General features: G+C 43.3%; 13 protein-coding genes and 4 pseudogenes. 3 read left to right on the top strand and 14 right to left on the bottom strand.

The features are described from left to right. Nucleotides 1–23 precede the first annotated feature (23 nt). From GKR74_RS17945 to xerD, 7 genes and pseudogenes are all read right to left on the bottom strand, one after another. Entirely contained in the window at nt 24–3,170 is a 3,147-nt protein-coding gene (locus tag GKR74_RS17945; protein WP_230089116.1) for a hypothetical protein, read from the bottom strand. A gap of 14 nt (nt 3,171–3,184) precedes the next feature. Then, nucleotides 3,185–3,697: pseudogene (locus GKR74_RS03645) on the bottom strand (hypothetical protein). 691 nt (nt 3,698–4,388) lie between these two features. Next, the gene (gene lysS, locus GKR74_RS03640; RefSeq protein ID WP_036951129.1) at nt 4,389–5,906 is read right to left on the bottom strand and encodes a lysine--tRNA ligase; all 1,518 of its coding nucleotides are present in this window, start codon (nt 5,904–5,906) and stop codon (nt 4,389–4,391) included. After that, a pseudogene (prfB, locus tag GKR74_RS03635) lies at nt 5,860–7,015 on the bottom strand (peptide chain release factor 2). Before prfB ends, lysS begins: the two are co-directional and overlap by 47 nt. A gap of 127 nt (nt 7,016–7,142) precedes the next feature. Beyond that, nucleotides 7,143–8,876, bottom strand: a complete 1,734-nt coding sequence (gene recJ / locus GKR74_RS03630) for a single-stranded-DNA-specific exonuclease RecJ (RefSeq protein ID WP_181477398.1) — start codon at nt 8,874–8,876, stop codon at nt 7,143–7,145. 8 nt (nt 8,877–8,884) lie between these two features. Continuing rightward, entirely contained in the window at nt 8,885–9,586 is a 702-nt protein-coding gene (gene dsbC / locus GKR74_RS03625; RefSeq protein ID WP_154602567.1) for a bifunctional protein-disulfide isomerase/oxidoreductase DsbC, read from the bottom strand. Between the two features lie 21 nt (nt 9,587–9,607). Continuing rightward, nucleotides 9,608–10,507 (bottom strand): annotated as a pseudogene (gene xerD, locus GKR74_RS03620) (site-specific tyrosine recombinase XerD); the annotation flags it as partial. Between the two features lie 117 nt (nt 10,508–10,624). On the opposite strand from xerD, the gene fldB reads away from it, so the two are divergent. After that, nucleotides 10,625–11,143, top strand: a complete 519-nt coding sequence (gene fldB, locus GKR74_RS03615; protein WP_154602566.1) for a flavodoxin FldB — start codon at nt 10,625–10,627, stop codon at nt 11,141–11,143. Nucleotides 11,144–11,156: 13 nt separating this feature from the next. Here the strand turns inward: fldB and GKR74_RS03610 are convergent. Both GKR74_RS03610 and sdhE read right to left on the bottom strand, forming a co-directional pair. Beyond that, nucleotides 11,157–11,579 (bottom strand): annotated as a pseudogene (locus tag GKR74_RS03610) (protein YgfX). Then, a complete protein-coding gene (gene sdhE, locus GKR74_RS03605) occupies nt 11,560–11,826 on the bottom strand; it encodes an FAD assembly factor SdhE (protein ID WP_036951240.1) in 267 nt (88 codons plus the stop codon). Before sdhE ends, GKR74_RS03610 begins: the two are co-directional and overlap by 20 nt. 291 nt (nt 11,827–12,117) lie before the next feature. Between sdhE and ygfZ the strand changes: the two genes are divergently transcribed. Beyond that, nucleotides 12,118–13,104: a tRNA-modifying protein YgfZ gene (gene ygfZ, locus GKR74_RS03600; protein WP_154602563.1), complete on the top strand. Its 987-nt coding sequence runs from the start codon at nt 12,118–12,120 to the stop codon at nt 13,102–13,104. Between the two features lie 11 nt (nt 13,105–13,115). After that, entirely contained in the window at nt 13,116–13,736 is a 621-nt protein-coding gene (locus GKR74_RS03595) for an HD domain-containing protein (RefSeq protein ID WP_154602562.1), read from the top strand. A 70-nt stretch (nt 13,737–13,806) separates the two neighbouring features. Here the strand turns inward: GKR74_RS03595 and gcvP are convergent, their stop codons facing one another. From gcvP to ubiH, 5 genes are all read right to left on the bottom strand, one after another. Next, nucleotides 13,807–16,683, bottom strand: a complete 2,877-nt coding sequence (gene gcvP / locus GKR74_RS03590; RefSeq protein ID WP_154602561.1) for an aminomethyl-transferring glycine dehydrogenase — start codon at nt 16,681–16,683, stop codon at nt 13,807–13,809. 191 nt (nt 16,684–16,874) lie between these two features. Next, nucleotides 16,875–17,267 (bottom strand): glycine cleavage system protein GcvH, encoded by a 393-nt coding sequence (gene gcvH, locus GKR74_RS03585; protein WP_154602560.1) that lies wholly within the window; start codon nt 17,265–17,267, stop codon nt 16,875–16,877. 92 nt (nt 17,268–17,359) lie between these two features. Then, nucleotides 17,360–18,454 carry a glycine cleavage system aminomethyltransferase GcvT gene (gcvT, locus tag GKR74_RS03580; RefSeq protein ID WP_154602559.1) on the bottom strand — a complete coding sequence of 365 codons (1,095 nt, stop codon included), beginning with the start codon at nt 18,452–18,454 and terminating at the stop codon, nt 17,360–17,362. Nucleotides 18,455–18,929: 475 nt separating this feature from the next. Further along, on the bottom strand, nt 18,930–20,156 hold the full coding sequence (gene ubiI, locus GKR74_RS03575) for an FAD-dependent 2-octaprenylphenol hydroxylase (RefSeq protein ID WP_154602558.1): 1,227 nt from the start codon (nt 20,154–20,156) through the stop codon (nt 18,930–18,932). A 25-nt stretch (nt 20,157–20,181) separates the two neighbouring features. Then, nucleotides 20,182–21,360 carry a 2-octaprenyl-6-methoxyphenyl hydroxylase gene (gene ubiH, locus GKR74_RS03570; protein WP_154602557.1) on the bottom strand — a complete coding sequence of 393 codons (1,179 nt, stop codon included), beginning with the start codon at nt 21,358–21,360 and terminating at the stop codon, nt 20,182–20,184. Nucleotides 21,361–21,396 lie beyond the last annotated feature (36 nt).

The raw sequence follows: 21,396 nt of genomic DNA, 5'->3' as shown, positions 1-21,396 counted from the left end.
TTTCTATTTAGCATCTTTATTGATCAGTTCGCTTGAATCACTTTCAAATCAATAATTGACATCGAATTTGGCGGCACCTCACCGGGAATACCGTCTGGGCCATAACCACCTTCAGGCTCAATATAAATTTTGACCATTCCGCCTACCCCCACTTTTTCTACGAACGAGTTCATCGGTGGTGGAAGTTGATCATAAGGTAACACCATTGGATTTTTCTCTGTATGCATAACGGTCACCTTACCATCGGTGAGTTGTTCACGCATAATCAATGTGATTTTCTTATCTTTCACATTTGTAATTGGCGTACCTTTTTGTAAAACCTTATAGTAAGTATAGTTATCTAACTTACTGTATTTCTGCTGTTTTATATCCTGCAGGATCTTTTGATTCCGCTTTTCATTCTCTTTAGCAATAGTCGTATTATCCGCAGATGGGATTTGGATAATGGTCGGCGTCTTACCTGTAGATGTTTTTTTACTCGCTCTTAATGCTTCATTCTCTTCACGCAACTGAGTCACGCGCTGATTGAGATCCCTAATTTGCATTTTCAATCCCTCATCCGTTGAAAATGCTTTCAAAGATGCCAGCTCATCTTTTGCTTTCTTCAAACTATCTTGAACACTAGCAAGCTCCAGCTTAGATTTGTTATCCGCCGCTGTTTTTTCATCGAGCTGTTTCTTAAGTTGAAGCAATTCCTGATCTTTTTTCGAGAGATTCTCTGCATTAAATTTTTCAGCATCTAACTTCAACGCATTCAGTTGGTTGTTTGCTTCTAGCAACTTTTGCTCGATTTCAGCTTGCTGTTTGTTGCGATTGGCAATGTCACTTTCAAGCTTAGCAATCAATGCTTCTTTTTCTTTGGCTTGTGACAACAACTGAGAATTTTGAGACTCTAGCTGCTGTTTATCAGACAGTTGCGCTTTTAACGAATCTTGAATGCCTTTATTCTCTTGATCTAACTTGGTTAAAGCTTCTTCTCGGCCTTTGAGTAAGCTAATTTGCTTATTCAATTCCGCCGTTAATTCTTTGACTTGTAGGTCAGTATCTTTGCCTGCAAGCTCAGTCTGTTTTTCTAATTCAGCACGCAGTTTTTGCACTTCAGTATTTGCTTGCGCTAACTGTTTTTTCGCATCCGCATAACTTTGTTCATTCGATGCTAGCTGCGCTTGTAGTTGTGCGTACTGATTTTGGCTATCTGCCAGTTGCTTAGCTATTTTTTCATGAGCATTTTGCTGAGTCGCCTGTTGTTTCTTCGCTTCTGCTAACTCAACATCCAGTGCATTTTTTTGTACTAACTTGGCAGTTTGCTCAACCAATGTCGCTTGAGCTTTGTCGTTCTGCTGCGATTTTTCAGCGAGTTGAGTCAAGAGCTTCTGATTTTGCTCAGATAAAGCTTTAACTTGTTTGTCGCTAGCTTGAGCCATCAACACTGCTTTATTTTCCAGCTCTTGCTTCACGTTTTGCAAGTCTATATTAGCCTTAGCTAGCTGCTGCTTAGAGGTGGCTAATTCAGCTTCTACCGCAGATTTTTGTTTTACTTTATCTATCAGTTGCTGATTCTGTTGTTCAAGCTGCTTAACCGCATCTTGCTGTTGCTTCAGTGCTAATTGGACATCACTTTTTTGCGTTTGAGCCAGCTTAAGCTCATCCTCACGCTGCTTCAATAAGGCTTCTTGCTGTAATAAGTTGGCATTCACAGACTTCAACTGCTCATCCGTATTGCCGGATGACTGCAATTGCTGTTTCGCATCAGATTGTAGTTTGGCAATCTCAGTGGTTAATTGCTCGATACGCTGATGAGCATCCGTGACTTGCTTGTCTTTGTCGGCCAACTGCTGCTTCATTTGCTCAGCCAGTTGCTGATTCTGTTGTTCAAGCTGCTTAACCGCATCTTGCTGTTGCTTCAGTGCGGATTGGACATCACTTTTTTGCGATTGAGCCAGCTTTAACTCATCTTCACGCTGCTTCAGTAAGGCTTCTTGCTGTACTAAGTTGGCACTCACCGATTTCAACTGCTCATCCGTATTGCCGGATGACTGCAATTGCTGCTTCGCATCAAATTGTAGTTTGGCAATCTCGGAGGTTAATTGCTCAATGCGCTGATGAGCATCCGTGACTTGCTTGTCTTTGTCGGCAAGTTGTTTTTTCGCATTTGTCGCTTCAATCACGCCATCACTCAGCTGTTTTTCCAACTGTTTGATAGTGTCTAATGACTGGCTATTTTGTTTGGTAAGGTTATCCAGATTAGCTTGCTTTTCAGCAATCACTTTCTGCGATTTGGTTAATTCATTGTTCAACCCATCGATAACAGCTTTATTATCAACAGATTTTACAACATTTTGTAATTGCTCAATTTGCAACTTACTTGCTGCAATGTCATCACTGAGTTTAGCTATCGTCGTTTGCTTTTCAGTAATGATGCGATTTAATTCAGCAATGTCTTTATTGTAGTTAGTCAGCTTAGTGACTAACTGACTATCAGTTAACAGCCTATTGTACGAAATAAGCTCACCAACGCCTTGAGCAACACCAAAGCGATACAGATTTTTTAATTGCTGCTGCTCAATGAGTTTTGCCAACTGAGCCAGATTGACTGAGTTATCAGTCCCTGCTTTCTTCGTCAAACTCGAAGAATATAAGCCAAGAGGATCAATAATGACTTGGTATTTGGCAAAATCTTTCGCCAAATACTTAGGATTCCATTGACTACCTTGTAGCAAATAGGAAGATGCAGGCTGGTAAGATTGAGACTCAGAAGGCAACGAACAGACGTCGATAACAGGTTTTTCTGTGCCTGCTACTTGAGCTGGTTCTGTTACTTGAACTGGTGTTGTAGGCTCAACAGGCGTTGATACCGATGCTTTTGTACTTTGAGATTGGGATGACGTCACCGCATTCGATGATCGCTGAGCCACCTTTTTCTCTTTAGTGTTCTTTGCTTTACCCGTCGTAACTTGACGGCTTTCTTTCGGCACAGGAACTGGCGAAAGAGAGGATAAGACATCATAACCTTGGGCTTGTGATTTAACACTCAGTGGTACTTCGACAGGTCGTGGCTTTGGTTTTTGACCTTCATTTTCAGATTGAAGGTAAGTATCAAAGTCATCTATGACATTATTAAAACGCTCCGCGTAGGAAGCTGTTGAAAAACATGTCGAAAAAAGTGCCAAAGAGACACAAAGCCTTAGGTTAAGTCTCATAATCCATTAATTTTCTGCAAAGTTGATTCCGTTGATAGCACTGCGTTGTAACGCACCTTAGCACAAAGAACTTTTGTTTTAGATTCTATAGCCATTTGCAATAGCTCAATGGTATCTGGGCTAGCAGTTGCTTCGATTTGTTTGTACAGCTGATTAATTTCACTCACTTCTTTAAATGATCCTACCAGGCGATTATAACTTTCTGGTGATAGCGTTTTCAGTGAACTGAGTTCTTTAATACAAGTATTTAGCGGCGCAACACCTTGCTGCTCAACAGCATTTGGTGAACGATCTAAAGCATTATTTAAAACGTTCTGAGATTCAGGGTAAGAATCATCAGCCTTACTATTTTGCTGTGAATTATTCGTTGCTGCTGTGGTGACTTGAGAATCAGCTAATGCCGTCTTTTGCGCATTTGGACCAGTGACACAGCCAGAAAGTAAAACCGTGCTTACCGCAAGCAAAGACGCGACATAAAATTTATTTTTTAAAAACATATATTTACCTTACCAGTACTTTTCTTCGCTATTATTATGATGTCCTAGAAACCTAGTGTAAGCTAAAAACTCGCTATTTTCTATATAGCCGAATAGAGAAATAGAGACTTCTCATAAATCTTATGCATTTTTATTTTGCGCCAATTTAGTTTTACAACCGCGGAATTGTTATTTCAGTACATTAATACTCATATGTCTTTAAATAAGATATCGCATACTTGTGTTTATTGGTGGCTCTTGCACATTAATTAACATCAAAAACACATTTTATTAGTAATAAATCAAAATAAACTTTGCTTACTCATCCTATTTTTCAGGTTTCTCTAAACTTAGTCTAATTAATCAACTTAGAATCATGGTATTACAAACAGGTACATTTACTCACTCAAAAATTGAAAATACTCACATTTTGGAATATCCCAATGAAATGATAAAGGCTACTCCGATGATAAAGATAGGTATTGAGTAAAATAAAATTCTACACTTATTAAAGTAGTCAATGAATAGCAGTTATCTTAAAAAGATATTGAGCTTAAATTAACGCATAACGTGACGTAACGCAGATTTTTATTTTTATACTGGAAAGGTACAACAAATTAATTATGGGTTTGAATGAGGGAATTAAATAAAAATATCATGATTAATTGATAATTTTCATGCCCAGTTATTAACTGGGCATGAAAAGCAAAGATTAAGCTTTGCTAGGACGTAATGCAGGGAATAGAATTACATCACGAATAGTATGGCTATTGGTAAATAGCATGACCATGCGGTCAATACCAATGCCTAAACCTGCTGTTGGTGGTAAACCGTGTTCTAATGCGGTCACGTAATCTTCGTCGTAGAACATCGCTTCGTCGTCACCTTCGTCTTTCTGACGAACTTGCTCAGCAAAACGTTCTGCTTGGTCTTCTGCGTCATTTAACTCAGAGAAACCGTTACCGATTTCACGACCACCGATGAAGAATTCGAAGCGGTCTGTAATGAATGGGTTGTCATCATTACGGCGTGCTAAAGGAGAAACTTCAGCTGGATATTCAGTGATAAAGGTCGGCTGAATTAAGTGGCTTTCAGCAACTTCTTCAAAGATTTCGCACTGAACACGACCTAAGCCCCAGCTCTTCTCAATCTTGATACCGATAGACTGAGCAATCGCAACCGCTTTATCCATATCATCCAGATCAGCAACGTTAGTTTCTGGACGGTATTTACAGATAGCTTCTTTCATGGTCATTTTGGTAAATGGCTTACCAAAATCGAACTCTTGCTCACCGTATTTAACAACGGTATTGCCTAATACTTTCTGCGTTAAGATACGGAACAAGTCTTCAGTCAGCACAATCAGGTCACGGTAATCGGCATACGCCATATACAGTTCCATCATCGTGAATTCTGGGTTATGGCGTGGAGATAAACCTTCGTTACGGAAGTTACGGTTGATTTCGAATACACGCTCAAAACCACCTACAACTAAGCGCTTCAGATACAGTTCTGGCGCAATACGCAGATACATATCGATATCTAATGCATTATGATGCGTAACAAATGGACGCGCAGAAGCACCACCAGGAATAACTTGCATCATTGGGGTTTCTACTTCCATGAATCCATGCTCAACCATGAAGTTACGAACTTCAGCTAAGATCTTAGAACGGATGATGAAAGTGTTACGAGACTCGTCGTTAGCAATCAGGTCAAGGTAACGTTGACGATAACGTGTCTCTTGGTCTGATAAACCGTGGAATTTGTCTGGTAATGGACGCAGAGCTTTAGTCAACAAACGAACTTCATGACAGTGAACGGTCAATTCGCCTGTTTTAGTTTTAAATAAACGACCTTTCGCGCCTAAAATGTCACCTAAGTCCCATTTTTTAAACTGCTCGTTGTAGATGCCTTCTGGCAGATCATCACGTGAAACGTAAATCTGAATACGGCCACCAACATCTTGCAATGTTGCAAATGACGCTTTCCCCATGATACGACGAGTCATCATACGACCCGCGATAGTCACTTCAATGTTCAGGTCTTCCAGCTCTTCAGCTGATTTTTCACCAAATTCAGCGTGAAGCTTATCGGAGACATTTTCACGACGAAAATCATTTGGGAATGGAATACCCTGTTCGCGCAACGCAACCAGTTTTTCTTTACGGGCTTTGAGTTCGTTATTTAAATCGGGAGCTTGTTCTGCACCCTGTTGCTCTTGAGACATTTTTTCCTCACAGGCCAGCTTTTAAACTAGCTTCAATGAATTTATCCAAATCACCATCCAGCACGGCTTGCGTGTTACGCGTTTCCACACCAGTACGTAAGTCTTTAATACGTGCATCATCAAGGACGTAAGAACGAATTTGGCTTCCCCAGCCAATGTCCGATTTATTCTCTTCCATCGCTTGCTTATCTGCGTTCTTCTTCTGCATTTCCAGTTCGTATAATTTCGCTTTTAACTGGCGCATGGCTTGATCTTTGTTTTTATGCTGTGAACGGTCGTTCTGGCACTGAGTCACAATGTTGGTCGGTATATGGGTGATACGTACCGCAGACTCAGTTTTGTTAACGTGCTGACCACCGGCACCCGAGGCACGGTATACGTCGATACGTAAATCAGCAGGGTTAATTTCGATATCAATATCATCATCAACTTCAGGATAGATAAACGCTGAACTAAATGAGGTATGACGACGACCGCCGGAGTCAAATGGGCTTTTACGCACTAAACGGTGAACACCCGTTTCAGTTCTTAACCAGCCATAGGCATAATCACCGATGATTTTAATTGTTGCAGATTTTAAACCCGCCACATCACCATCTGACTCTTCGATAATTTCTGTTTTGAAGCCTTTTGACTCAGCCCAACGCAGATACATACGCATGAGCATACTCGCCCAATCTTGCGCTTCTGTACCGCCAGAACCTGCTTGTAAGTCGATGTAGCAATCAGCACTGTCATATTCACCGGAGAACATACGGCGGAATTCAAGTTGTTCTAACTTGCCTTGCAGTACTTCTAACTCAGCGCCCGCTTCGTTGAACGTTTCTTCGTCATCAGCTTCTACCGCTAATTCCAATAAACCTTCTACATCTTCAATACCTTGGGTCAGTTGGTCAATTGTCTCAACAATCGCCTCAAGGGAAGAGCGTTCTTTGCCAAGTGCTTGAGCGCGTTCTGGTTCATTCCAGACATCCGGCTGCTCAAGTTCTGCATTCACTTCTTCTAAGCGTTCTTTCTTGGCATCATAGTCAAAGATACCCCCTCAGAACCGTTGTCCGTTCAGACAGGTCCTGAATTTTGCTTTTTACTGGGTTTATTTCAAACGTCATTTTCACTATCTTATAGTTGATCAATAAAGATAAATATTTTCATTCACGAACCGTTTAGTATAACGGAATTCCTGTCAGGTTTATAGGGCATCAATCCTCTATTTCTGAACGAACTTTTACCGTGGTTTTAATCTGGCCAAATATGTTCAATCATCAATTGCACATTTTTATTACCACGGAACTCGTTCACATCTAACTTAAACGCAATTTTCGCTTTTTTGACGCTATTATCTGGCCATCTGCGAACATCAATATTGAACATAATGCCATCCAACATCGGCCCGCCATTGACGGGTTCTAACATCAATTTTAAATGTTTCTCGCCCACCAGTTTTTGTTGCAATAACTGGAAGTGCCCATCAAATACCGGTTCAGGAAAAGACTGCCCCCACGGACCGCTTTCGCGAAGTAATTCAGCCGTCTCTAATGACAGTTGATTACGCAATAATTCACCGTCACTCCAAATAACGCCCGATAATTGCTCAGGTTGAATAAGTTCCCCCATCAGCATTTCGAAATGGTATTTGAATGCGTCAAATTTGCTTTCTTCGAGCGACAGACCCGCAGCCATAGCGTGCCCACCAAACTTTTGCATTAAACCCGGTTGCAACGTATTTAATCGCTCTAATGCATCGCGCATATGCACGCCTTGCACAGAACGACCTGAACCTTTTAATAATCCATCTCCGGCTGGTGCGAACGCAATAACGGGACGGTGAAACTGCTCTTTAATTCGTGAAGCCAAGATCCCAACCACCCCTTGATGCCATTCGGGATGATATAATGCTAAACCATTCGGTAACTGATTTTCGCTGTATTCTATTTTGTTAAATAACACCAATGCTTCTTGCTGCATACCCGCTTCAATTTCACGGCGGGTCTGATTTAAACCATCTAACTCATTGGCTAGCTGGCGTGCATGCGCCATATCATCCGTCAGTAGTAATTCAATACTGACAGACATATCATCCAGCCGACCTGCCGCGTTAAGCCTAGGCCCCAGTGCAAAGCCAAAATCATTCGCGACCAGACGAGAGGAATCTCGTTTGGACACCTCAATTAACGCTTTGATCCCAGCGCAGCAGCGCCCTGCTCTCACTCTGTTCAACCCTTGGTGCACCAAAATGCGGTTGTTCGTATCTAATGGCACCACGTCTGCTACGGTACCCAGCGCAACTAAATCAAGGTATTCCGCTAAATTAGGCTCGCTGATCCCTTGTTTTTCAAACCATTGCTGCTGGCGTAAATGGGCTCTTAACGCTGACATTAAATAAAACGTCACCCCAACACCCGCCAGTGATTTCGAGGCAAATTGGCAATCATTAAGATTCGGGTTGATGATAGCATCCGCCGTCGGTAGCGTTTCTCCCGGTAAATGGTGGTCGGTAATAATCACCTTCATCCCATACTCGTGAGCAGTGACCACGCCATCATGAGAAGAAATACCGTTATCTACCGTAATAATCAGGTCAGTTCCCTGCTTATAGGCTTCATCCACCACTAATGGCGTTAAACCATAGCCGTTTTCAAAACGGTTCGGGACGATATAGTTTAAATTCCTATACCCCATCGCTTTAAGCGCACGTATAGCTAATGCGGTGCTCGTTGCACCATCAGCATCAAAATCCCCAACGATAGTGATTTTTTGGTGCTCCACCAGCGCCAAATAGAGCAGCGTTAGTGCATTTTCAACCCCTGATAGCGAACGATAATCAAGCAAATTAGACGCTTTACGCTCCAATTGAGCGAGAGAGGTTATCCCTCTGGAGGCATAAATGCGCTGTAAAAGTTCAGGAACATTAGGTAATGCTGCAGCATCGCCCGTTAATTCTCTTTGACGTAAAAAAGTTTCGACATTCACAATGATGATTATTTCTGTTCAAGTATTTGGAGTAATTCGTCAGGTTTTAAAAAGCCAGGGAGTACTTGTCCGCTTGGTAGAACAATGGCCGGTGTTCCCGTAACTTTAAATAATTGACCTAATTTCAAATGATTACCTAAATCGATTTTACAGTCATCAATCATGGCAACTTCGTCACCTTTGAACGCTTTAGTCAACGCATCTTTTGGTAACGCATTACACCAGATGGATGCCATCTGTTTTGCCGTGTCGCTCTTCATCCCTTGACGCGGGAAGGCTAAGTAGCGCACAGTCACCCCTTTACTGTTTAGCTCACCCACTGTTTCGTGCAATTTCTTACAGTAACCACAGCTAATATCAGTAAAGACAGTTACCGCATATTTTTCATTGGGTGCTTTGAAGATGATCATCTCGTTTTTCAACGCTTCCATCTTCTTCAACAAAGGCTGGTTGCTGATGTTCACCGGAACTTTTCCGCTGAGATCATAAATTGGACCTTGTAACAGGTATTTACCGTCATCCGTCACATAAATTACGCCGTTATCCGTTTCCACCGTATTTAATCCCACAATTGGGGAAGGCTTAATGGATTCCACTTGCATATTATAATGTGCCAGTTTTTCGATAATCAGTTTTTCTTCCGTTGCGCCATAAACCGATGCCGTTAATGACGCGATGCAGGCGGCTAAAACAAGTAGTTTGCGTTTCATATTTATCCTTTTCACCCATCACCCTCTTGGATGATGCTGCTCATGTAAAGCACGTAGCCGCTCAGTAGCGACATGTGTGTAAATTTGGGTTGTGGATAGGTCACTGTGACCTAACAACATTTGTACAACGCGTAAGTCCGCGCCGTGATTCAATAAATGAGTTGCAAATGCATGCCTTAATACGTGAGGAGATAACGCATCCCCATCAATATTCGCAAGAACGGCATAATATTTTATTCGGTGCCAAAATGTCTGGCGGGTCATCTTTGTACCACGTTTGCTTGGAAATAAAACATCGCTAGTTTTCCCATTCAGTAAATCTGGGCGCCCCTGCGCGATATATTTTTCTAACCAGTAAATCGCCTCTTCTCCCAGAGGGATCAAACGCTCTTTATCACCTTTACCAACGACCCGAACGACGCCTTGACGCAAACTGATATCCGAAAATGTTAGCCCTGTCAGCTCAGAGACTCGTAAGCCACAAGCATACAGTACTTCCAACATAGCTTTGTCTCGTAACTCAAGCGAGTCTTCAGTCGCAGGTGCATTCAACAAATCTTCAACTTGTTGTTCACTGAGATCTTTGGGTAATCGCTGCGGAATTTTTGGTGCTGCGATTACCGCAGAAGGATCATCCGCTCTTATCTTTTCGCGGTAAAAATATTGAAATAACCGGCGAATCGAACTTAATAAACGCGCAGAACTTGCGGCTTTGTATCCGCTATCAATGCGTTCTGCGAGAAAAGATTGCAAATCAATCGACTGAACACTTTCCAAATGCAATTGCTGTGCATCCAGCCATCTATCTAACGATTGCAGATCATTACGATAAGATGCCAAGGTGTTTTCAGCAAGATCTTGCTCCAACCAAATTGTATCAAGAAACTGTTCAATTAAAGGATTTAGTTGTTTACGTTCCACGCCAGATCCTATGCCTCTTTATTATTACAGTGCAATCTATTATGCCTGATTGTAGCACCATCTGTTACAATACGTCCCTCGTGATAAAAACCAGCGCTGGATATAGTAATAATATATATGAAAATAGGTCTTTTTTACGGTTCAAGTACCTGCTATACCGAAATGGTCGCAGAAAAAATACGTGACATTCTTGGTGATGATTTCATTACCCTCCATAACGTCAACGATACACCGCCAGAATTAATGGAACAGTACGATGTTCTTATTTTGGGGATCCCTACGTGGGATTTTGGTGAAATTCAGGAAGATTGGCTAGAAATTTGGGAAGCGCTTCCCAAACTTAACCTTGCGGATAAAATGGTCGCAATGTATGGCATGGGTGACCAAGTTGACTATAGCGAATGGTTTTTAGATGCGCTCGGCATGCTCTATCACCAGCTTAAACCAACAGGCGCACAGTTTATTGGCTTTTGGCCGACTGAAGGCTATGAGTTTGAAAGCCCGAAACCGCTCACTGAAGATGGTAAGATGTTTGTGGGTCTTGCATTAGATGATGTGAACCAGTTTGAACAAACTGATGAGCGAGTCGCACAATGGTGCGAGCAGATCCTACAAGAAATTGAAGCTGCTCTTTAAACACCAAGTACAACTAACTGCAATATCAAATATCAGGATATTGCAGTAGTAATTGATTGAGATTGCGCCAGTTCTCTTCGGAAACAGAATCTTTTGCAATCCACAAGCGAAGCTTCTGAGGCTTACCCTGCAACGCATTAAGTGTTAATAAAATACCAAAGCGACTACACCATGGCGCTTTGATAATTTCCCACTCATTCTTTTTCCATTGCAGCTTGTTGCCATTCACCAATACAGCCACGCCTTTGACTTTACTGATATTTTTTTGGCTTTTCGCCCAACTTGCTACCAACACAACTAACAATGGCAGCCAAATCATTGAATTACCTGGGGCCCATGGTGCAACCAGCAAAATAATGCCCATTACCCCATGAAGACAGGTGGAAAAAAGCTGAGTTTTCCATGAAATGGAAAGATTAGATTTCCACAGGACCACGATTTTTATTTCTTTCTTGAATGAGTTTAATCATAGAGAACAGTTCTTCGTCCTCCGGACGCCCGTGATTCATTAGCCAATTGAACAAATCTGGGTCTGGGCACTCGAGCAGGCGCACAAAAACACGTTTGTCGTGATCTGTTAGCTCGTCATATTCATATTCAAAAAATGGCATGATAGAAATATCAAGCTCACGCATGCCTCTTCTGCACGCCCAATGAATTCGCGCCTTGTTATTGATATCGATTTGACTTTGCCCGCTAGGCATTCCATTATCCATTTCACTACGACCTTTTGTTGCAGTTGACTGATAAGATTGATTATTTTAAATACTCTATCAGATAATCTGTCAATAAAACATGTCACACTCTACATAGTTCACATTTTAGGTTGTAAAATACCGTTTTTCTACAAACTATTTACCCTCTTATGCTGAATAATAAGATAACGGAACTTTAATGCGGGTTTAGGCTTGCAATGTGACCTAGCTATTTTACCATTAAGCACCATTATCAGATAAAGAACAACAGGTGAAATCATGACTTCCCATGTAGACAACACACAACAGTTTCCCCTCGATTCTCAGTCTTTACCCCTTGTTTTGATTTCACTGGAAAACTGGGAACTTATTCATCTCCACGGCGCCGATGCAGAAAAATATCTGCAAGGGCAAGTCACCGCCGATATCAGCACACTTGAACATACGCACACATTAACCGCCCATTGCGATCCCAAAGGGAAAATGTGGAGTGACCTACGCTTATTCCATCACTTAGACGGTTTTTCTTATATTGAAAGACGCAGTGTTGCCGATGCCCAGCTCACTGAATTAAAAAAATACGCGGTTTTCTCAAAAGTCACTTTTGAAAAGAAACCGGAACTGAAATTACTTGGCGTTGCAGGACAAGGGGCGCGAGAAGCACTTTCGTCCGTGTTCGCCACACTACCGGATACCCAAAACCAAGTTGTTGCCGATGGCAACAGCACCCTTCTGCATTTTGATCTTCCCGCAGAACGTTTTTTAATTATTACGGATGAAGCGACTGCGCAAAATCTCGCAGAGACCTTAAATGCAACACAGGTTTCTGACCAACAATGGTTAGCATTAGAAATTGCCGCAGGCTTTGCCGTTATCGACCAAGAAAATAGTGCCCAACATTTGCCACAAGCGGCAAATTTACAAGCTATTCCTCACGGTATTAGCTTTAAAAAAGGCTGCTATACCGGCCAAGAAATGGTCGCACGCGCCAAATTCCGTGGTGCCAATAAACGCGCTATGTACTGGCTAACGGGCACAGGTTCCTCACTCCCTACTATTGGTGATGGTGTTGAGTGGCAACTGGGTGAAAACTGGCGCCGTACAGGAACAGTACTTGCCGCCGTGCGTTTAGGAAATGAAGAATTGAGCATCCAGATTATCATGAACAACGATATGGAAGCCGATAGCGTGTTTCGTGTTATGGGTGACGAACAAAGCCGCCTGACCATTGCACCACTACCTTATTCATTAGAAGAAGATAAATAACTGAGGTTTTTATGTCATCTGCAACAAGTAATAAGCCACTCGATGTTTTGAATTTTGGGGCTTTTACTGAAGTCGTCCAATTTTTGATGGAGCTCGATAAACTGAAAAGCGTTTATCGCAAGAATAAGTTATTAAACCGCGAAAGACACGAAAACACCGCCGAACACAGTTGGCAGTTTGCTGTTGCTGCGATGGCGTTTGCCCCTTATGTGCCGGGTGTTAACCTCGAACGTGCCATGAAACTTGCGCTCGTTCATGATATCGTCGAAATCGATGCGGGTGACGTTTTGGTGTTTGATAATGCCGCTCGTGAAGCTATTCATGATGAAGAAGTCAAAGCAGCTAACCGCCTGTTTAACTTACTGCCTAGTCCTCAAAATGCTGAGTTCTTAGCATTATGGAATGAATATGATGCCGTCGAGACATTGGAATCTAAGTATGCCAATGCCATTGATAGAGCGATGCCAATGTTAATGAACCTGCATAACCAAGGCCAAAGCTGGATTGACAATCATATTCGCCATGAGCAAGTTGTCAGTAAGTGTGACTATATTCAGGAGATCCTCCCTGAATTTTGGTTGCAACTTAAACAGCAATTAGAGCAAGCCCACCAAAAAGGCTGGCTGCTGTAGTTAAAAAAATAAAACAAAAAACGCCAGATAAAATATCTGGCGTTTTCATATTAAGAAACTCGAAAATTAATTACATATACTCATCGATAGGCACGCAAGAGCAATGTAAATGACGGTCGCCATAAACATCATCAAGGCGTTTTACCGCTGGCCAATATTTGTTCACTCGTGTTGCGTGAGATGGGAATACCGCCAATTCACGGCTATAGCCATGTGCCCACTCTTCCGCTAACTCAGTTTGAACGTGTGGCGCATTGACTAACGGGTTATCTTCCAGCGTCCATTTACCTTGAACCACTTGATCAATCTCATCACGGATAGCCAGCATGGCATCGATAAAGCGGTCGATTTCCACAATACTTTCTGATTCAGTTGGCTCAATCATCAACGTGCCCGCCACTGGGAATGACATCGTTGGCGCATGGAAACCATAGTCAATCAGGCGCTTAGCAATATCTAGCTCACTGATGCCCGTGTCTTTCTTGATTGGACGCAGATCCACGATACATTCGTGAGCCACATAACCTTCTTGTCCGGTATAGAGGATCTCATAACGGCTCGCTAAACGTTTGGCAATATAGTTAGCATTTAAGATTGCCACTTGGCTGGCTTTTCTCAGCCCGTGGGAGCCCATCATGCGGATATACATCCAGCTAATTGGCAGAATAGAAGCACTACCAAATGGCGCCGCAGAAACCGCACCTTGTTCGGTCAGCATTTCTTGAGTGACGACAGAGTGACCCGGTACAAACGGTGCTAAATGTTTTTTCACACCGATAGGTCCCATACCTGGGCCGCCACCGCCATGAGGAATACAGAAGGTTTTATGTAAGTTCAAGTGAGACACATCCGCACCGATAAAGCCCGGAGTTGTCAATCCCACTTGTGCGTTCATATTCGCGCCATCTAAGTAAACTTGCCCGCCATATTGGTGGATAATTTCACACACTTCGCGAATGCTCTCTTCATATACACCATGAGTTGACGGGTAAGTAACCATTACGCAAGAAAGCGCCGCGCTGTGTTCCTGCGCTTTTTCTCGCAGGTCAACAAGGTCAATATTACCTTCATCATCACAACGTACTACCACGACTTCCATACCCGCCATGTGAGCAGATGCGGGGTTAGTTCCATGGGCAGAAGCTGGGATCAAACAGATATTACGAGCGCCTTCATTGCGACTTTCATGGTAACGACGGATAGCTAACAGACCCGCATATTCCCCTTGTGCCCCGGAGTTAGGTTGCATACAGACAGCATCATAGCCCGTTAATTGAACTAACCAGTGGGAAAGCTGCTCAATCATTTGGTGATAACCTTGCGCCTGCTCCGGTGGGCAGAATGGGTGTAATTCACCAAATTCAGGCCACGTAATTGGTAGCATTTCAGCCGCAGCATTCAGTTTCATGGTGCATGAACCTAATGGGATCATAGCTTGGTTCAGCGCTAAATCCTTACGTTCTAAGCTGTGCATGTAGCGCATCATTTCCGTTTCGCTATGATAACGATGGAAATTTGGATGAGATAAAATCACGTCATCACGCAACATGGCGGCTGGGATTGCATTTTCACTTTCTGAAACTTGCTTATCTAATTTTTCGAAATCCAGTTTTTGGTCAATTCCCGTGATCACAAAGAACAGTTCGTTGAGATCTTGGCGCGTGGTGATTTCACTGAATGTGACACCCACTGCACCGTGAATATCTGTGCGCAAGTTTATTTGCGCTTTTTCGGCACGCGCTAAAACAGCCGCTTTGTCTGCCACTTCGATAGCCAGAGTATCGAACCACGTTTTATGGCGCAGAGCGATGCCAGACTCTGTAAGCGCTTTAGCAAAAATCGAGCTAAAGCGATGAATGCGCTGAGCAATCACTTTCAAGCCTTCAGGCCCATGATACACCGCGTACATCGCAGCAATATTGGCCAATAAAACTTGCGAGGTACAAATATTGGAGTTCGCTTTTTCGCGGCGGATATGTTGTTCACGAGTTTGCATCGCCATACGTAGTGCAGTATGGCCTGCCGCATCACGAGAAACCCCGATAATACGTCCCGGCATCGCACGTTTGAACTCATCTTTACAGGCAAAGAACGCAGCATGAGGACCACCGTAACCCATTGGAACACCAAAACGCTGCGCCGAACCGAAAACGATATCAGCCCCTTGCTTTGCAGGTGCTGTTAATAGCACTAATGCCATCATATCGGCAGCCACACAGCTAACAATATTCTTCGCTTTTAGTTTGGCAAATAGCTCGCTGTAATCGTGGATATTCCCCGTGGTGCCCACCTGTTGCAGTAATGCACCGAATACCCCCTCGTGTTCCAGTACTTTCTCTGCGCTGTCCACAATCACTTCAAAACCAAATGTACCCGCACGAGTCCGCACAACATCAAGAGTTTGAGGATGGACATCATCCGCAACAAAAAAGCGCTCTGCATTTTTCAATTTACTGATGCGTTTTGCCATCGCCATGGCTTCCGCAGCAGCTGTTGCTTCATCCAATAACGATGCTGAAGCTAAATCTAAGCCCGTTAAATCAATCGTTAATTGCTGGAAGTTCAGCAGTGACTCAAGACGACCTTGAGAAACTTCGGGCTGGTAAGGAGTATAAGCCGTATACCAACCTGGGTTTTCAAGTAAATTACGTAAGATAACAGGAGGAAGGATCACTGGGGCATAACCCATGCCGATGTAACTTTTATAACGTTTATTCAGGGAGGCAATCCCTTTTAATTCTGCGAGGGCTTCTTGCTCAGTAGCACCACCGCCGACTCTTGGTGGCTCAGGCAGTAAAATGGCTTTCGGGACAATTTTGTCCATTAAATTATCGAGGGAAGTCGCGCCAACAGTACCTAACATGGTTTTTATTTGTTGTTCTGATGACCCTATGTGGCGCGAGATAAATTCTGAACGGTTTTCTAGTTGACTCAGTGACATCGACATATCTGTGTTCCCATCCTTTTTGCTATGCGTAGCGTAGGTTATAAGACTCTAGCGATGATAAAACCTATTGATAAACTGCGAGATAAGTAGACTAGCTCAAACTAACCTTGGTTAAAAAATATTCATTATGTTCTTGATATTTCGCACTGTAGCAAGCGATTACACTACAGTGCGAAACATGATGATGTGGATTACTCTTCCGCAGCGATCATGCTCAGATAACCTTGAGCATCAATAAGATCAGCTAACTGAGAGTCATCGCTCATCTTAATACGGAAAATCCAGCCTTCTTGATATGGCGATTCGTTCACCAGCTCTGGAGAGTCGCTGAGTGCATCGTTAACCGCGATAATTTCACCACTAATCGGTGCGTAAATATCGGATGCTGCTTTCACAGATTCAACGACAGCACAGTCGTCCCCTGCGCTCACTACATCACCCACGTCCGGTAAATCAACAAACACCATGTCGCCTAAAGTTTCTTGCGCATGTTCAGTGATACCCACCGTGAATTCACCATTACCTTCATCACGCAGCCATTCGTGTTCGCGGGTATATCTTAATTCTTTAGGTGCATTGCTCATTTCTAGCCTCTCTTTTGATTCTGACTATATGTTCTTGAGAAAAAGTTTTTGAGAAAACGTTTTAAAATCAATTTGTATTAGAAAATATCTAATTACACTAATGCCTTACCTTCGCGGACAAATCCGGGTTTTACTACTTCAACCGGCATTTCCCGCTGACGGATTTCAACGATGGCGTGATTTTTAATGTCACTCGGTACACGCGCTAACGCGATACTGAAACCCAATGTAGGAGAGAATGAACCACTGGTGATCACCCCCTCATGCAATTTACCTGATTCATCCGTAAAGCGCACAACCTGTTCGGCACGCAGAATGCCTTTTTCGCGCATCACGATGCCCACCAGCTTATCGGTACCCTTGGCCCGCTGTTTTTCCAGCGCTTCACGACCGATAAAGTTTCTGTCTTGCGGCTCCCAAGCAATTGTCCACCCCATATTGGCCGCTAATGGAGAAATAGACTCATCCATATCTTGCCCATAGAGATTCATACCCGCTTCAAGGCGCAAAGTATCGCGAGCACCTAAACCTGCTGGATGAACTCCTGCCTTCAGTAATTTGTGCCAGAAATCCACGATCTGCTGTTTCGGCATCGCAATTTCATACCCTTTTTCACCCGTGTAACCTGTGGTTGCAATAAACAGATCACCTGTTTGCACACCATAGAAAGGCTTCATATCTTTGATGGCAGCACGCTGTTCATCGGTCAGTAAAGTGTGAACTTTCTCTTGAGATTTCGGGCCTTGAACAGCAACTAACGCCAAATCATCACGTACAGTAATCGCAACCGCATAATCTTTTGCGTGCTGCTCAATCCATGCAATATCTTTGTCTCGCGTCGCAGAGTTAACCACAAGGCGGTAGAAGTCATCTTCAAGGTAATAAACAATCAGGTCATCAATCACACCACCTGATGCATTCAGCATGCCGGTATACAGTGCGCGACCTTTGATGGTGAGCTTAGCGATATCATTGGCGAGAAGATAACGAAGAAAATCACGGCAACCTTCACCATGTAAGTCAACAATCGTCATGTGGGAAACATCAAACATTCCTGCATCGGTTCGAACAATATTATGCTCGTTGATTTGCGAACCATAGTGCAGTGGCATCATCCAGCCGTGGAAATCCACCATTTTTGCACCGCAGGCTATATGCTCATCATATAGAGTCGTTTGCTTTACCATGAATACCCTCTTTACATTACTGTGTCTGATGGGGTGATCGCGCGATGAACGGCATAAATTTGTGTCTGTAAACCCCGTTTCATCAAAACGCAAATCATCGGATTTGATTCAAAACCGCTAACATTCGAAATTGGATGCTATAAAAAAAAATAGGGTGACGTACTCTCTGTATTACTCATTGCATCATTACATTTCCAGTGGTTTTTGTTAAATAATTGAGAACGATCACTCAATCCCTTCATATTTGGCTTATTGCTGCGCAAAATATCATCAAAATTGAGACTTACTCCAAAAATGTGGATAAATTCAGAAAAACACATGAATTAGAAAAACTAATCCGAAATAATGGATAAATTAGTTTTTCTCAGCTATTGGTAGACTAGGCTGACGACTAACTAGGTGGAATAAGAAATAAAAAACCTGAGTATTTAAAATTAAACACTCAGGTTATCTGGAAGAGAGAATTAAGGCGGAATTAAGCGTTATTAGCCGGTAGTTGCTTTAACCATTTAGGCATATCCGACAAGCCCATAGCGTGATTCAATAATTGCGGTTTAACTCCCGGCAAACTGTCTGCTAAAACAAGGCCAATATCTCGCAGCAGTTTCTTCGCAGGGTTGTTGCCATCAAACAGTTCACGGAAACCTTGCATCCCCGCTAACATCACCGCAGCGCTGTGCTTACGGCTACGCTCATAGTCACGCAAATAGAAATATTGACCAAAGTCTTTGCCTTCACGGTGTAGCCTTCTGATTTCTCCAATCAGCATAGCAACGTCCATAAAACCAAGATTCACACCTTGACCGGCTAAAGGATGAATAGTGTGAGCCGCATCCCCAAGTAGCGCTAAACGCTGCGCCGCGAACTGGCGTGCATAGCGCCCAGTTAACGGAATTGTTAAACGGTCGCTTTCTAATTGGCAAAAACCTAAATTAACATCAAATGCGACGGTCAATTCTTTCTCAAACTCTAACTTATCCAAATCTTGACGACGAGCCGCCGCTAAGTTTGGTTGAGACCAAACAATCGAGCATAAATGCGGGTCACTTAACGGTAAGAACGCGAGGATGCCTTCACCATTAAAGGCTTGGCGGGCAATACCTTCATGCGGACGTTCAGTTCGAATAGTTGCCACCAGTGCGGTATGTTCATAATCCCAGAAAGTGAGCGGAATATCCGCGTGGCTACGCAACCATGAATTTGCGCCGTCTGCCCCGACTATCAAGCGAGCCGTTAACATATTTTCATCGTCTAAAGTGATGAAAACGTCATTTTCCCCCCACACTACCTTTTTGATAGTTGCAGGTGCCAGTAAAGTCACATCGCGCAATTGGCTGGCTTTTTGCCATAAGGCGTCGCGCACCACATTGTTCTCAACAATATGACCTAAATGGGAGAGATTTTGGTCTTGCGCAGAAAAAGCAATACGGCCGAAACTGTGGTTGTCCCACACTTCCATCCCGTTATAGGCGGCAGCACGCATCCCTTTGATTACTGACCACACATCTAAATGAGCCAATAATTTTTCACTGGCGGCATTGATTGCCGACACGCGTAGCGCATGGGGATCGTTAGCAGAGAATGGAATTTTAGGTGGATGGTTCTCAACGACCGCCACACGTAAACCACTGCCTTCGAGTCCACATGCCAGTGCGAGCCCAACCATACCACCACCGGCGATAACCACATCAAACGATTGCATATTTTTATTCCTCTTAGTTTTGTGGTTATTTATGTGCGACCCAGCCAAGGGTTTGGCGGGCTAAAACATCACGAACAGGCGGCAACATCTCCATCGCCATCAGACCTAAATTACGCCCCACAATTAATGGGAAGCAACGATTAGCAAATAAACGCACCAGACCATCAGTCATGGTGACCGTTTTTTCTCGGTCGGCTAATCGGGTTTGTTGGTACTGACTGAGCAATGAATAACTACCAATATCTTGCTGATTATCATGAGCATTGACGACTAATTCAGCTAATTGCATGACATCGCGGATCCCAAGATTGAAACCTTGCCCTGCAATTGGGTGTAATGTCTGCGCCGCATTTCCCACCAGCGCAACACGGTGACTGACAGGATTCACCGCTTTTCTTAACACTAATGGGTAACAATTACGTTTACCCGCTTGGGTAATTTCCCCTAAGCGCCAGCCAAAGGCTTGCTGTAATTTGCGAATAAAGGTTTCATCATCCCACGCATTAATATCGTCAGCATGTTCTTGGTGATGACACCAAACTAACGAGCTACGCCCTTCAGACATAGGTAATAATGCCAAAGGACCAAATTCAGTAAAACGCTCGAAGGCTCGACCTGCGGGGTCAATCGAGGTTTTCACATTGGCAATAATCGCCACTTGTCCATAATCATCTTGCTGCCATTGCATGTTGCAAGCTTGGCCAATCGCGGAACGACTACCATCCGCTGCCACTAATAGACTGCCCGTAATTTGCTCACCGCTGTCTAACGTGACAGTCACATTCTCCACGGTACGCTCAACATGCTCCACTTTAGCGGGACAATAAAGTGTAACGCCGGGCGCTTTACGCAACAGTGAAAATAAACGGGCGCCCGCTTCATGCAATTCAATCACATTACCCAATTCGGTGATTTGATGATCTTCCGCATGAATATTAACGAACCCTGCGTGCCCTCTATCGGACACATGAACGTGATTAATGGGGGTGACGCAATCAGCAAATGCAGACCAAACACCTATCGACGATAAGTACTGGCAAGTGCCGTGCGCTAACGCAATCGCTCGTGCATCAAAGCCCGGATGTTGGTTATCCGGTTGAGATGCTTCGATAATTGATACCGAAACACGTCCTTGACTGAGTGATGAAATTGCCAATGCTAATGTCGCACCAGCCATTCCTCCCCCAACAATAATCACATTCATAGGTTGTTAATTACCTTCTATTATTACTTTTTACTG

It is taken from the genome of Providencia sp. wls1914 (assembly GCF_009706645.1).
GTDB classification, from domain to species: Bacteria; Pseudomonadota; Gammaproteobacteria; order Enterobacterales; family Enterobacteriaceae; genus Providencia; species Providencia zhijiangensis.
Note: the sequence above shows the minus strand (reverse complement) of the source record. Positions and strands in the feature narration are given on the sequence as shown.

Bases quoted from the DNA above. Each gene is read 5' to 3' on its own strand.
- lysS (WP_036951129.1), bottom strand. From the start codon at position 5,906: ATGTCTCAAGAGCAACAGGGTGCAGAACAAGCTCCCGATTTAAATAAC.
- dsbC (WP_154602567.1), bottom strand. From the start codon at position 9,586: ATGAAACGCAAACTACTTGTTTTAGCCGCCTGCATCGCGTCATTAACG.
- fldB (WP_154602566.1), top strand. From the start codon at position 10,625: ATGAAAATAGGTCTTTTTTACGGTTCAAGTACCTGCTATACCGAAATG.
- ygfZ (WP_154602563.1), top strand. From the start codon at position 12,118: ATGACTTCCCATGTAGACAACACACAACAGTTTCCCCTCGATTCTCAG.
- GKR74_RS03595 (WP_154602562.1), top strand. From the start codon at position 13,116: ATGTCATCTGCAACAAGTAATAAGCCACTCGATGTTTTGAATTTTGGG.
- gcvP (WP_154602561.1), bottom strand. From the start codon at position 16,683: ATGTCGATGTCACTGAGTCAACTAGAAAACCGTTCAGAATTTATCTCG.
- gcvH (WP_154602560.1), bottom strand. From the start codon at position 17,267: ATGAGCAATGCACCTAAAGAATTAAGATATACCCGCGAACACGAATGG.
- gcvT (WP_154602559.1), bottom strand. From the start codon at position 18,454: ATGGTAAAGCAAACGACTCTATATGATGAGCATATAGCCTGCGGTGCA.
- ubiI (WP_154602558.1), bottom strand. From the start codon at position 20,156: ATGCAATCGTTTGATGTGGTTATCGCCGGTGGTGGTATGGTTGGGCTC.
- ubiH (WP_154602557.1), bottom strand. From the start codon at position 21,360: ATGAATGTGATTATTGTTGGGGGAGGAATGGCTGGTGCGACATTAGCA.